Source organism: Candidatus Nitrosopumilus sp. (assembly GCF_040878665.1).
In the GTDB taxonomy this organism is placed as follows: Archaea; Thermoproteota; Nitrososphaeria; order Nitrososphaerales; family Nitrosopumilaceae; genus Nitrosopumilus.
This window is the reverse complement of record NZ_JBBDLU010000008.1, coordinates 91,067-103,486: the sequence shown is the minus strand read 5'-3', so window position 1 is coordinate 103,486 and position 12,420 is coordinate 91,067. Positions and strand designations below refer to the sequence as shown.

The 12,420-nt window shown below is 32.4% G+C and carries 13 protein-coding genes and 1 tRNA gene; 10 read left to right on the top strand and 4 right to left on the bottom strand.

From position 1 onward, the window contains the following. Window positions 1-645, top strand: a 645-nt coding sequence (locus WDZ98_RS08585) for a CxxC-x17-CxxC domain-containing protein (protein WP_368060972.1), incomplete at its 5' end; no start/stop codon positions are given. Window positions 646-790: 145 nt separating this feature from the next. Here the strand turns inward: WDZ98_RS08585 and WDZ98_RS08580 are convergent. Both WDZ98_RS08580 and WDZ98_RS08575 read right to left on the bottom strand, forming a co-directional pair. After that, a complete protein-coding gene (locus WDZ98_RS08580; protein WP_368060499.1) occupies window positions 791-1,072 on the bottom strand; it encodes a hypothetical protein in 282 nt (93 codons plus the stop codon). Beyond that, window positions 1,069-2,181: a tryptophan--tRNA ligase gene (locus WDZ98_RS08575; RefSeq protein WP_368060501.1), complete on the bottom strand. Its 1,113-nt coding sequence runs from the start codon at window positions 2,179-2,181 to the stop codon at window positions 1,069-1,071. Before WDZ98_RS08575 ends, WDZ98_RS08580 begins: the two co-directional genes overlap by 4 nt. A 51-nt stretch (window positions 2,182-2,232) precedes the next feature. Here WDZ98_RS08575 and WDZ98_RS08570 point away from each other — a divergent pair, with 51 nt between their 5' ends. The 5 genes from WDZ98_RS08570 to WDZ98_RS08550 all read left to right on the top strand — a co-directional run bounded on the left by WDZ98_RS08570 (window position 2,233) and on the right by WDZ98_RS08550 (window position 6,832). Continuing rightward, entirely contained in the window at window positions 2,233-3,621 is a 1,389-nt protein-coding gene (locus WDZ98_RS08570; protein ID WP_368060503.1) for a phenylalanine--tRNA ligase subunit alpha, read from the top strand. Continuing rightward, a complete protein-coding gene (gene pheT / locus WDZ98_RS08565) occupies window positions 3,612-5,246 on the top strand; it encodes a phenylalanine--tRNA ligase subunit beta (protein WP_368060505.1) in 1,635 nt (544 codons plus the stop codon). Before WDZ98_RS08570 ends, pheT begins: the two co-directional genes overlap by 10 nt. A gap of 296 nt (window positions 5,247-5,542) precedes the next feature. Further along, entirely contained in the window at window positions 5,543-5,962 is a 420-nt protein-coding gene (locus WDZ98_RS08560; protein ID WP_368060507.1) for an EVE domain-containing protein, read from the top strand. A gap of 43 nt (window positions 5,963-6,005) precedes the next feature. After that, window positions 6,006-6,245, top strand: coding sequence for an Lrp/AsnC family transcriptional regulator (locus WDZ98_RS08555; protein WP_048110523.1), 240 nt, complete (start codon window positions 6,006-6,008; stop codon window positions 6,243-6,245). Between the two features lie 20 nt (window positions 6,246-6,265). Beyond that, window positions 6,266-6,832 carry a hypothetical protein gene (locus WDZ98_RS08550; RefSeq protein WP_368060509.1) on the top strand — a complete coding sequence of 189 codons (567 nt, stop codon included), beginning with the start codon at window positions 6,266-6,268 and terminating at the stop codon, window positions 6,830-6,832. A gap of 14 nt (window positions 6,833-6,846) precedes the next feature. On the opposite strand, the gene WDZ98_RS08545 is transcribed toward WDZ98_RS08550, so the two are convergent. Beyond that, entirely contained in the window at window positions 6,847-7,479 is a 633-nt protein-coding gene (locus tag WDZ98_RS08545; RefSeq protein ID WP_368060511.1) for a hypothetical protein, read from the bottom strand. 154 nt (window positions 7,480-7,633) lie between these two features. Here WDZ98_RS08545 and WDZ98_RS08540 point away from each other — a divergent pair, with 154 nt between their 5' ends. After that, on the top strand, window positions 7,634-9,898 hold the full coding sequence (locus tag WDZ98_RS08540; protein WP_368060513.1) for an aconitate hydratase: 2,265 nt from the start codon (window positions 7,634-7,636) through the stop codon (window positions 9,896-9,898). 11 nt (window positions 9,899-9,909) lie between these two features. Here the strand turns inward: WDZ98_RS08540 and WDZ98_RS08535 are convergent. Beyond that, window positions 9,910-9,983: transfer RNA gene (locus WDZ98_RS08535), tRNA-Trp, on the bottom strand. Between the two features lie 76 nt (window positions 9,984-10,059). Between WDZ98_RS08535 and WDZ98_RS08530 the strand changes: the two genes are divergently transcribed. From WDZ98_RS08530 to pdxT, 3 genes are read left to right on the top strand one after another with little or no spacing between them, the layout of a single operon-like run. Beyond that, window positions 10,060-10,593 carry a hypothetical protein gene (locus WDZ98_RS08530; RefSeq protein WP_368060515.1) on the top strand — a complete coding sequence of 178 codons (534 nt, stop codon included), beginning with the start codon at window positions 10,060-10,062 and terminating at the stop codon, window positions 10,591-10,593. A 30-nt stretch (window positions 10,594-10,623) separates the two neighbouring features. Beyond that, window positions 10,624-11,592, top strand: coding sequence for a pyridoxal 5'-phosphate synthase lyase subunit PdxS (gene pdxS, locus WDZ98_RS08525; protein WP_368060517.1), 969 nt, complete (start codon window positions 10,624-10,626; stop codon window positions 11,590-11,592). Further along, on the top strand, window positions 11,589-12,206 hold the full coding sequence (gene pdxT, locus WDZ98_RS08520) for a pyridoxal 5'-phosphate synthase glutaminase subunit PdxT (protein ID WP_368060519.1): 618 nt from the start codon (window positions 11,589-11,591) through the stop codon (window positions 12,204-12,206). Before pdxS ends, pdxT begins: the two co-directional genes overlap by 4 nt. Window positions 12,207-12,420 lie beyond the last annotated feature (214 nt).

Here is a 12,420-nt window from a genome sequence, read left to right as displayed (position 1 = left end):
AGATACTCTAGAGATGACAGAAATTCAAGATACTCTAGAGATGACAGAAATTCAAGATACTCTAGAGATGACAGAAATGAATCTACCACTGTAACTTGTTCTGATTGTGGTATCGAATGTCAAATTCCATTTGTTCCAAGAACTAACAAACCTGTTTACTGCAGTGATTGCTTCAGACAAAACAAACCACAAGATTCAGGAAGTGACAGATACTCTAGAGATGACAGAAATTCAATATCTACTGAAAAAGAATTCAGTAGAGGTGCCACCAAATCTAGAAATTCAAAAAATGATAAATTTTCAAAAAAACAAGAAAGTTTTTTTTCTAATGGCTCGGACAAATTTTATGCCACAATCAAAGAAAAATTATTTGAAATTTTAGGTGGAAAGATTTGTTCAAGTTGTGGATTTAAAGATGAAAGAGCGTTAGGAATTAGTCCATTATATGATGATGGTTCTTTTTCTAGTAATGGGCGTGGTAGCGACGTATCTTCCTGGGGAAAATATATCTCAGCACCTGAGCTTGCTAAAGAAGAGCTAAAGGTTTTGTGCTTAAATTGTAATGAAATCCGTCAACCAATATCAAAACCAAAGGAAGATCACACCAAGCCAAAATCTAAAAAGAGTAAATATTTTCCTAGATAATCAGAATCATCTTTGAGAATTTATTAACACTTTAATTATAATTATTTTAAAATCTCATTATGAATAGCGATTTTAAGGCATTGGGGATTTCATTGATTGCTGTGATCGGAATAGTTGCTCTGTACACTGTATTTCGTTAATAGTTTCATTCTTTGACTATCTCAACTACGTGTTCAAGAATTCTAGTTGAAACTAACTTGTGTTCTTTGTCAATAACTGATTGAATAAAATCTGCAAATCTTTCTACATCGTCTTCATCCTTAAACAGAACACTGTGAGCTGATTTGTCTTTTAATGAAACCACTAATTCATTTTTTATTACGTTTAAAATTCCTGTAATGTATGTCTCTTCTGCATCTTTAATGAAAATTAAAGTTGCTAATTTTTTAGCCTCATATTGGTCGTCACACTCAATACTGATTTTCATTTATTCTCAAAAAGAAACTGTTCTATTGTATTTTTTGCTTTTTCTCTTTTTTCTTGATGAACTGCAAGAAACTCATTGATTTTTTCAATTAATATTGCTTTTAGTTCACCTGAAAGTAATTTTCCAGATTTGTAATCTTCATAAATTGTTTTTAATTTATTGTCGTCTGACTCAAAAAATATTCTCAGATATTGATATGATACATCAACATCTGGATTTCCACCAAGTTTTCTATGTTGTTCAACATTAGATTGTCCTCCTGAAAATGCATATTTGTTAATTTTATTTTTCACAATATTTGGTGGATCAGTTGTGTACACTGTATCTTTTTCATTAGAAGCAGACATTTTCCCTCCAGGCCCTTCTAAACCTGGAATCATTATGTTGTGAATTAATGCTGGTTTTTGTTTTCCAATTTTTGGTGCAACATCTCTTGTTAATCTAAAATGAGGATCTTGATCTACTCCTAATGGAATTAAAACCGGTTTATCTTCAATAAAACATGGTGCAGATTGTAATGATGTGTAAAAAATCATACCAAGATTTGTTTCGTTTGTAAATCCAAATGTTGCTTTTGTATTAGAAAAATTAATTTTTTTTGCAACTTGAGCTGCAATAGGATAAAGTGTCTGAATATTTCTGGTGTTGATGATAATTTTTGTTTTTTCTGGTTTAAAACCTAATGCAATAAAATCTAACGCATTTTCATATGCAAATTTACCTGTTTCTTCTAACGTTAGATTAGGTTTTGAATAGAATTTCTCATCGTCGGTAAGTTGAAAATACATGTTGACATCAAATTTCTCTTGTAACCATTTTGCAAACACCCATGGCACTAAATGTCCGATATGAGTATGTCCAGATGGGCCTCTTCCAGTATATAGGAAGAATTTGTTACCTTTTTCATATTCATCAAGAATTCTATTCATTTCCCTATGTGAAAAGAAAATACCTCTTCTGAGCATAAAATGGTCTTCACCGGTAATTTTCTTTATTCTATCTAGTAATTCTGAAGAAATTTTCTCTGTACCAAATTGTTTGATTAGCTTATCATAGTCAATATTACCCTCAACATGCCAAGGAGTTACAATAAAGTCGTCAGCTGACATTCATCTTGACTTAGGTTAAGGTTTAAAAAGTCTTTTTCGGATTCTTTGCTGTTGTCACAAGTTTTTCATGATATTGAAAAAAAAATCATCCTTTCTCTACGAACCATTCCTAAACAAACCCCTGAAACATTGGAAAAATCAACACAACTCTCACCTGATCAAATCAGACGAGGAATTGAATGGCTTAAACTAAAAGATTTGGCACTTGTCACTGAATCTAAAACAAGTATATTCAGTTTAGGTAAAAATGGTGTTGAGTCATTTCAGAAAGGATTACCTGAAAGAAGATTGCTAAATCTACTACAGAATGGACCTAGAAAAATATCTGATTTACAAAAAGAACTTGGTTCTGTCTTTGGACCTTCAATGGGTTTAGCTAGAAAAAATAATTGGATTGAAGCTACATCTGAACAAATTTCTATTAATAAATTACCAGTGGAACTTCCCGGTGAAAAAACTCTCAAACTTATTGGAGATAAGAAACTGTCTAAGGAGGAAATTGATTTTAATGATTTATCAGGATTGTTACAAAGACCTGATTTTATAATTGAAGATATAATTAAAACTAAAGAAATAATTTTATCTGATTCTGCAAAAGATATTGAACTTTCAGATTCTACTGGAGATATTGATGTTGAAGCTAAAGTTCCAGAAGTTTTTGTTGCAAGAACTCATCCATTAAAAGATACTATTGATGAAATTCGTGAAATTTTTGTAACGTTAGGCTTCTCTGAAATTCTTGGGAATATGACTCAGTCAAGTTTTTGGAATTTTGATGCATTGTTTACTCCACAAGATCATCCTGCAAGAGAATTACAAGATACATTTTATCTAGATAAAATATCTACTAAAAAAATTGGAACGCCAGAACAAATAAGAAAAGTTTCTGAATCTCACAAAAAAAATTGGAGATATCAATGGGATATCAATGAAGCACGAAAAATGGTTTTAAGAACCCATACCACTAGTGTGACTATCAAACATTTAGCTGAAACCAAACCTGATGAAGCACGAATCTTTTCATTAGGTCGTGTATTTCGTAATGAAAAAGTCAGCTACAAACATCTTGTAGAATTTAACCAAGTTGAAGGTGTCGTTGTTGGAAAAGATGCATCTTTGAGAAACTTAATGGGTATTCAACGAGAATTTTACAAACGCATTGGAATTACTAAAATAAAATTCTGGCCTACATTTTTCCCATATACTGAACCATCTCTTCAGACAATGGTGTATAATGAAAAATTAGGGAAATGGATTGAGCTATTTGGAATGGGTATATTCAGACCTGAAGTGACTAAACCTCTTGGAATCACTAAACCTGTTTTAGCATGGGGTGGAGGTATTGAAAGAATTGCTATGTTAAAATATGATCTAAATGATGTAAGAGAATTTTACAATAATAATCTTGGTTGGTTAAGGAGTACTACAAAATGCCAGTAGTGGAACTCTCTTACACACGTCTTCAAAAATTAGTTGGCAAGGTTACAAAAAAACAGATTTCTGATTCATTACCATTTCTTGGATTAGATATAGAATCTGAAAATAAAGATCTCGTTAGAATTGAATACAGTCCAAATAGACCTGATTACTCCACCGATTTTGGAATTGCACTTGGTTTGCAAGGATTACTTGGTATTAAAACGGGAATCATAAAACTCAATATAAAAAAATCTAACAAATATCTAATTTCTGTAAAATCTGGCATATCTAAAATCCGCCCTTTTGTTACTGGAATTGTTGCCAAAAATGGAGTAGTTGATGATAAAACAATTAAACAATTAATCACAATGCAAGAAGATCTTCATTTTGGAATAGGAAGAAAAAGGAAAAAATCTTCTATTGGAATACATGATTTAGATAAAATCCAATTTCCTTTGGTTTACACAACTACTGATAGAAATCATAAATTCATTCCATTAAATTCAGAAAAAGAGATTACTATATCTGAAATATTGTCCACCACTGAAGTTGGTAAAGATTATGGATTCTTATTGGGACAATCTTCACAAGTACCAATTATTTTTGATAAACATCAAAACACTGTATCTTTCCCGCCAATAATCAACGCTGCAATTACTACAGTTACTACTAAAACACAAAATCTCTTTGTTGAAGTAACTGGACTCAATAAAGATGATGCTGAAGACATGCTTTCAGTAGTTGCAACTATTTTACAGACTGCGGGGTTTACTTTAGAATCAGTTAACATATCCGGAATGAAAAATTCATCCCCAAAATTGGAATCAAAGAAAATCTCTGTTACCTCTTCGTTGATTAATCAAACCCTTGGGTTGTGTATTAGTCCCTCAAAAATTATTTCATCTTTGAAAAAATCTAGATTAGATGCAATATCTAAAGGGACAAACATCATTTGCACAATTCCTTCATATCGATTTGATATTTTTGGACCTATGGATTTAGTTGAAGAGGTTGCTTTAGGATATGGAATTCACAATCTTGAACCTACACTATCACCTTCACAAACCATTGGTAACACAAATCCTGTATCAATTCAACTAAAATCATTAGATCAAACTATGATTGGACTTGGATATCTTGAAGCATTGAATTCTAGCTTGACTAGTAAACGCGTATTATATGACATGACTAACAGAATCCCCTCAAAAATTATTTCTATATTGGATTCAAAAAGTCAGGAGCATACTATTTTACGTGATTCTATACTTCCTGGATTGTTAGAGAATCTCTCAAGAAATATTCATGAGTCTTATCCTCAGAAAATGTTTGAAACTGGTACTATCTTTCAATATGGTGATCCAATATCTGAAAAAATTAATTTTTCTGGTATCAGTGCTCATAAAGATGCAAATTTTACAGAAATAAAATCAATATTACAATCTGCATTAAAAATTGGGTTTAGAATTAAAATTGAAACAAAAACTGCAACTAATCCCATTTTTGAAGATGGTCATTGTGCAACAGTAATTCTAAATGGCAAGACCATTGGAGTAATTGGAAAAATTAATTCAAAGATTATTGAAAACTATAAAATTCGTATTCCTATAACTGCATTTGAAGTCTCATTATCTGATTCTATTCTCTAAAATGAAAATTAACTCACTTCTAAAAACTATTTTATAAAAATCAATTCCATCAATGGTTTTTAGGAGGAATGGTCTCATCATAAATGCCCAAGAGCAGGCATGCAGACGGATTAGGATGAGACGATCGTTATGATACCAGTGATTTCTAATTCACCCAGGTGTGCTACATTATGGGCAACCCCGGTTTCAGAACGCGAGGAGGCGTATGGCTATTCCAATGATTTGGTGCGAGTCAGAACCGGGGAACATTTTTTATCAAAAACCATTAAACATCCATACAAATACAGAAAAATGAAATGGTGAATTATTGGTTAGCAAAACAAGAGCCTAGTGGACCAAGAGGCTATAACTTTGAACAACTCAAAAAAGAAAAAGTAACTGTATGGGACGGAGTTCATAACAATCTTGCATTAAAACATATGCGAGAAATGAAATCTGGTGATCTTGTTTTGTTTTATCATACCGGTGATGAAAGGCAAGCTGTAGGAATTATGCAAGTTACATCTGATCCTTATCCTAATCCAAAAGAAACTATTGAACGTTTCATTGTAGTGAATGTAAAATATAAAAAATCATTCAAACGTCCAGTAACTCTTGATGAAATGAAACAAGAGAAAAAATTCAAAGATTGGGAATTAATTAGAATTTCAAGGTTATCTGTAATGCCTGTACCAAAGTCTATTTGGGATGCAATTCTAAATCTTTCTCAAAACTAACCCTAATCGGTTTATTGATATAGTCGATTTATTTAATTATTGTATGGCAACAGCGTATGTTTTAATAAACTGTGAACTAGGTTCTGAAGAGGCTATTATTCAGCAATTAAAGGGCTTAGACGGTGTTAAAGAAGTTCATGGAACTTTTGGTGCATATGATATTTTGGCCAAGATCGAATCTGATACTGTAGAAAAACTCAGAGAAACAATTACTTGGAAAATCAGAAAAATTGAAAAGATTCGTTCTACTCTAACCCTAATGGGTATTGAAGGTCAATCATAAAAACACCCTTTTTTCTTAATATGATTTTACATTTTATTTTTGTTATACGGGAAGAAGATCGTGAAAAACGACAACCTGAATTTGAATATGTTAAAAAAATGAGCCAATTTTACAAGACTTGGATTAAAGAAAAATTTGATAAAGACTATGAAATTCAATGTGACGAAATGATCACAACACCTAGAAGCATTCTCCAACGTCTTGATACTCATACATTGCTACGTGATCATGGGCAAAGAGGAAAAGACATTTACCATTTCTATTTAACTCATTTCAAACCTTGGTGGACTGATTGTACTTGTGAAGGGTATCATGCAGAAAATTTTGGGATGGTGTTTTGGCAAACTCCAAAAGAACCAAACGACACATTGTTTCTTGCAGAAAAAAACTGTACTACTGTATCTCATGAATTACTTCATGAATTACTGAGAATATCTGGACACAAAAAATTCATTCAAGAAGTTCATGATGTATGGACTAAGCATTTTTTTGAACAATTAGAATTTGAACAATATGGTGAAGATTTTCAAAAGACTAATGACAAACCAATGTTTCTAACAATGAATACTACACAATTAAATCTGTAATGTTATTTCTAAAATTAACACTTTGTAACTGAATAAATATTGTTTTCAAAGTTTGCTGTTTTGAAATCTAATTTATTTTCAGGATCATTTGTTCTTGATTTACTTAATGTTTCAAGTTCTACTAATGCATCTCCTCTAAAACCAACAGATGATCCATAAATTCCATCTGTTAACATTGTTCCATGATCCCCTTTTTTGATATCATCTACCATTTCATAAAATCTGGCTGTTTCTTTTTTATTTACTGGATTTCCAGTTGCTTTGTTATATGCCACTGCAATATACATTCCATTATTTTTAACTGCAACAGGAACTTTATGATTCTTGCCTGTTGCTCCAGGAATTGTATCATTAACAATAACTTCACATTTATGATACATGCTTGATACATATGCATAGAATCTATACTGAGCATATCTTCCAGCAGTATCTTCTTCACAACCAACAAAAACTTTGTGTAATAATTCTAAAGCATCATCATTCATACTTTGTAGTCTGTCATCAATTCTTCCTCTTTCAAGTAGTTCCGATTTACATTCTTTTGCAACTAATACTAAAATAAAATCTGGTAAATTATAATTTTTAAGGGCAGCTACAAATGCTCCTGCTTGCGACATCCCAAATTTTGGAAAGCCTTTATTGACCATGTTTATACCTCAATTTAGAAAATTTACGACTCCTCAACATTGTATTAAAAAGCTACTTTTGGCTTATAATTGTTGAGGATCTCCATATACCTGAAACGATTTTGTTAATTTTTAAATTGTAAATAATAAATTCAGGATCAAATCAACACATATTATGGAAATTAATACTACTACTGAACTTGTCTCTAATGTTTATTTAAAATTAAAAGAAAATATTGCCAAATATCGAAATCTAGTTGGAAAACCTTTAACATTAACTGAGAAAATTCTATCCGGTCATTTCAATGAAATTGATGATACAATTTTCACCGGAGGAAAAGATTACGTATTTCTAAAACCTGATAGAGTTGCACTACAAGATGTAACTGGACAGATGGTAATGCTTCAATTCATGCAAGCAAATCTCAAACAAACATCTTTGCCAACTACGGTTCACTGTGATCATCTCATTAGAGCTGAAGTTCAAGGAGATATTGACATGAAAGTTTCACTTGATGAAAATAGTGAGGTCTTCAAATTTCTACAATCTGCTTCTGCAAAATATGGATGTGGTTTTTGGAAACCTGGTGCTGGAATTATTCATCAAGTAGTTCTTGAAAATTATGCATTTCCTGGTGGGTTGATGATTGGAACTGACTCTCATACTCCAAATGCTGGAGGATTGGGAATGATTGCTGTAGGGGTAGGTGGATTAGATGCAGCTGAAACAATGGCAGGCATACCTTGGGAATTACTATATCCCAAAAAAATCGGTATTAAACTGACTGGTGAATTAACAGGATGGACATCCCCTAAAGATATCATACTGAAAGTTGCTGATGAATTGACAGTATCTGGAGGTACAAATGCAATAGTGGAATATTTTGGACCTGGAACAAAATCCATCAGCTGTACAGGAAAAGCTACAATTGCCAACATGGGTGCTGAAATTGGAGCAACATGTTCAATTTTTCCATATGATGAAAGAATGGAAATTTATCTTAAATACACTAATCGAAGTGATATAGCTGAACTAGCAAATCAACATAAAGAATCTCTTATTGCAGATCCAGAAATTGAAATAAATCCTGAAAAATATTTTGATAGAGTAATTGAAATTAATCTTTCAACATTAGAACCACATATTGTTGGACCTCACACTCCTGATTTAGCAAGAACAATTTCTAAATTATCTGATGATGTTAAATCAAAAAATTACACTGATTCAATTTCTGTTGCTTTGATTGGCAGTTGTACTAACTCCTCTTATGAAGATATGTCTAGAGCAGCAAGTTTAGCTGAACAAGCAAAATCTAAAGGAATTAAATCAAAAATTCCTTTACTTGTAACTCCAGGTTCTGAACAAATTCGAGGTACTATTGAACGAGATGGACAAATGGATTCTCTTATTGATATTGGTGCAACTGTTTTGGCAAATGCATGTGGTCCATGTATTGGTCAATGGAATCGACCTGAATTAGAAAAAGATCAACAAAATACTATTGTTACAACATTTAACAGAAATTTTCCAGGACGAAATGATGGACGAAGAACCACTTTGAATTTTATAGGTAGCCCTGAAATGATAATTGCGTTAGCGTTAGGCGGAAAACTTTCTTTTAATCCTTTGAAAGATGATCTAATTGCATCTGATGGAACAAAATTCAAACTTGAACCTCCAAAACCTGCACCTGAAGTTCCAGCATCAGGTTTTGTAATACCTGAGGGAATTTTTGTTACGCCTCCTGAAAATTCTGATGATGTTGAAGTGATAATTGATCCTAATAGTAAAAGATTACAGCGTTTAGAGCCTTTTCCAAAATGGGATGGTAATGACTTTGAAGAATTACCTATTATGGTAAAAGCTAAGGGCAAATGTACCACTGATCATATATCCCCAGCAGGTGCATGGCTTTCGCTACGTGGACATTTGGATAATCTTAGTGATAATATGCTTTTAGGAGCAGTTAATGCATTTAATGATCAAATAGGTCAAGGCAAGAATCTTCTTACCAATAACTATGAACCCTTTTCAAAAATTGCAAGACAGTATAAAGAAAATCAAATGAAGTGGATAATAATTGGTGATAATAACTATGGTGAAGGCAGTAGCAGAGAACACGCTGCTATGACTCCTCGTTATTTGGGATGTGCTGCTGTTATAACAAAAAGTTTAGCTAGAATTCATGAAACTAATTTGAAGAAACAAGGCATACTGGCATTGACATTTAACAATCCTGATGATTATGAGAAAATACTTGAAGATGACAAAATTAGTTTAATAGATTTAAACAAATTAGAATCAGGTAAACAGGTTAAATGTATAGTTTCACATGCTGATGGAAATAAAGATGAAATTTTGTTAAACCACTCATACAATAAATCTCAAATTGAATGGTTCAGACATGGTTCTGCTCTTAATGTTTTGAGAAATGAATAATCTTTTTGAAGTGGGCCCGATCGGATTTGAACCGACGATCGATGGTTTTGGAGACCATCGCCCTACCTGGCTAGGCTACGAACCCACAAGAATCGGAATATTTTGCTTGAATTTTAACCATTACTAAGATTTATTTGCAAATTGGCAATATTTGCAGTAAAATGATAAAACCAATTTACTTAGTATTTGGAGCTATTCCAATAATCGCTGCAATATTACTTGTTACTCCATTATTACTGAAAAATGAAATTCCTACATCCGCTGCAAATTACACTGATAATGTTGAAATTGAATACACCAAACATCAATTAAAAAAAATCTCTTATGGTGTAACAGAGAGAACAGGAGCACAAAAAACTGAAATTCTTTTTATAAAAAATAATGGTGAAATAAAATATTCTGTTACAGAACAGGGATATGTAAAACCGGACATTCGTTCTAAATTAGATGAATCAAAACTTAACAAAATTAAAGCCTTGATAAAAGAAACTGGTTTTATTTCAATACCCTCTGAATCTTTTAAGATTTTAGATGGTGTAACTGAATATCAAAAATCCAATGTTAAAGTTACTCTTAATGGACATGTCAATCAAATTCATTGGCCACAACAAAATGTTACATCTGATTTTATTCCACCAATAATTACTATGGTTGAATCTGAACTGGATATGATTATGTCCGAATTTAGTGAATAGATACAAATAGTCTTTAGGAAAAATTAAAACATGCTTCCCTTGTCTGGTGAACGATTAGATGCTAAAGGAATAGTTTATGATAAAATAAATTCTCTTAATACTTTACGTGGTTCTGCTACTGTTAAACGTGGTTTTGCCCATATGCTAAAAAATGGAGTTGTAATGGATGTAACTACAGTAGAACAAGCTCAAATTGCTGAAGAGGCTGGAGCTGTTTCTGTAATGGTTTTAGATAAACTTCCATCTGAAGTTAGAAAAGCTGGAGGCGTAGCACGTACTGCAAGTATAAGAATAATTGAAGATATTATGGATTCTGTAACAATTCCAGTAATGGCAAAATGTAGAATTGGTCATGTCACCGAGGCACTAGTTCTACAGGAAACTGATGTTGATATGATAGATGAATCTGAAGTTCTAACTCCTGCAGATGAATTTCATCATATTTGGAAATGGGATTTTACAACACCTGTTGTCAACGGTGCACGATCTTTAGCAGAAGCTCTAAGACGTATTGAAGAAGGTGCATCTATGATTAGAACAAAAGGAGAACCTGGAACAGGAAATGTTGCAGAAGCTGTCACTCATATCAAAAAAGTAAATGACGAATTAAGAATGATCAAATCAGTTTATGATTCTGGAGATAACCAAGATTTAGTCCGAATTGCAAGAGAATTCAAAGTGTCTTACGATATTGTTGAACAAACCGCAAAACTTGGAAGATTACCTGTTGTAAATTTTGCTGCTGGTGGAATTGCCACTCCTGCCGATGCAGCATATTTGATGTCTCTTGGTTGTGATGGAATTTTTGTTGGTTCAGGAATTTTTAATGCAGATGATGCTAAAGAAAGAGCAAGAGCGATAGTTTTAGCAACTACTTTTTGGAATGAATCTGACAAAGTAAAAGAAGCTCAAAAAATGATTGATGAGAGACAGTCTATGATAGGTCTAGATGTAAAAACATTAGAATTACGTATGCAAGATCGTGGTGGTTCATCATGAGTCTCAACGTTGGTGTTTTATCTATACAAGGAGATGTACATGAAAATATTATGTCTGCTAAAACCGCAATTGATGAATTAGGAATTGACTGTAAAGTATCTGCCGTAAGAACCTCTGAGGAAATATCACAACTAGATGGTTTGATAATTCCTGGTGGCGAAAGTACTACTATAGGTCAACTCTCTTTAGTAAATGGATCTCTAAAGGTTCTAAAAGAAAAAATTGAAAATGGAATGCCAGTTTTAGGAATTTGTGCTGGAATGATAATGTTATCTAATAATGCAAGTGATCGTGTTGTTGGCAAAATTGATCAGCCCCTTTTGAACATTCTTGATATAAAATTAGAGAGAAATTCATTTGGACGACAAAAAGAATCATTTGAATCTGATATTTCTTTAGATTCAATTAACATCAAAAAATTCAATGCTGTGTTTATTAGAGCACCATCTGTATCTGATGTTGGTTCTGATGTAGAAATTTTATCTAAATTCAACGATCGTATTGTAGCTGTCAAAAAAGGCAATGTTATTGGTACTGCATTTCATCCTGAACTCACTGAAGATGTTTCACTCCACAAATATTTCATCAATCTTGTGAATTCCTTCAAAAATTAGTCCTTCAAAATGATGATTTGTAAGCAATTCTTTTTAATCATTTCTTAATCGAGCTAATGATGACTGGGAAGTTTGTATTATTTGGTATTTTGGCCTCTGTTTTATTGAGTGGTTCTTTTGGATTCTTTTCAATTAACACATCCTTTGCAGATGATAATCTTTCTGTAAGTAGAGAAAATTCTGAGGCTTATCAAAAACAGCTTGAAAAACAAGA

Excerpts from the sequence above, each read along its gene's own strand:
- WDZ98_RS08580 (WP_368060499.1), bottom strand. The coding sequence starts at position 1,072 with ATGAAAATCAGTATTGAGTGTGACGACCAATATGAGGCTAAAAAATTA.
- WDZ98_RS08575 (WP_368060501.1), bottom strand. The coding sequence starts at position 2,181 with ATGTCAGCTGACGACTTTATTGTAACTCCTTGGCATGTTGAGGGTAAT.
- pheT (WP_368060505.1), top strand. The coding sequence starts at position 3,612 with ATGCCAGTAGTGGAACTCTCTTACACACGTCTTCAAAAATTAGTTGGC.
- WDZ98_RS08560 (WP_368060507.1), top strand. The coding sequence starts at position 5,543 with ATGGTGAATTATTGGTTAGCAAAACAAGAGCCTAGTGGACCAAGAGGC.
- WDZ98_RS08555 (WP_048110523.1), top strand. The coding sequence starts at position 6,006 with ATGGCAACAGCGTATGTTTTAATAAACTGTGAACTAGGTTCTGAAGAG.
- WDZ98_RS08550 (WP_368060509.1), top strand. The coding sequence starts at position 6,266 with ATGATTTTACATTTTATTTTTGTTATACGGGAAGAAGATCGTGAAAAA.
- WDZ98_RS08545 (WP_368060511.1), bottom strand. The coding sequence starts at position 7,479 with ATGGTCAATAAAGGCTTTCCAAAATTTGGGATGTCGCAAGCAGGAGCA.
- WDZ98_RS08540 (WP_368060513.1), top strand. The coding sequence starts at position 7,634 with ATGGAAATTAATACTACTACTGAACTTGTCTCTAATGTTTATTTAAAA.
- WDZ98_RS08530 (WP_368060515.1), top strand. The coding sequence starts at position 10,060 with ATGATAAAACCAATTTACTTAGTATTTGGAGCTATTCCAATAATCGCT.
- pdxS (WP_368060517.1), top strand. The coding sequence starts at position 10,624 with ATGCTTCCCTTGTCTGGTGAACGATTAGATGCTAAAGGAATAGTTTAT.
- pdxT (WP_368060519.1), top strand. The coding sequence starts at position 11,589 with ATGAGTCTCAACGTTGGTGTTTTATCTATACAAGGAGATGTACATGAA.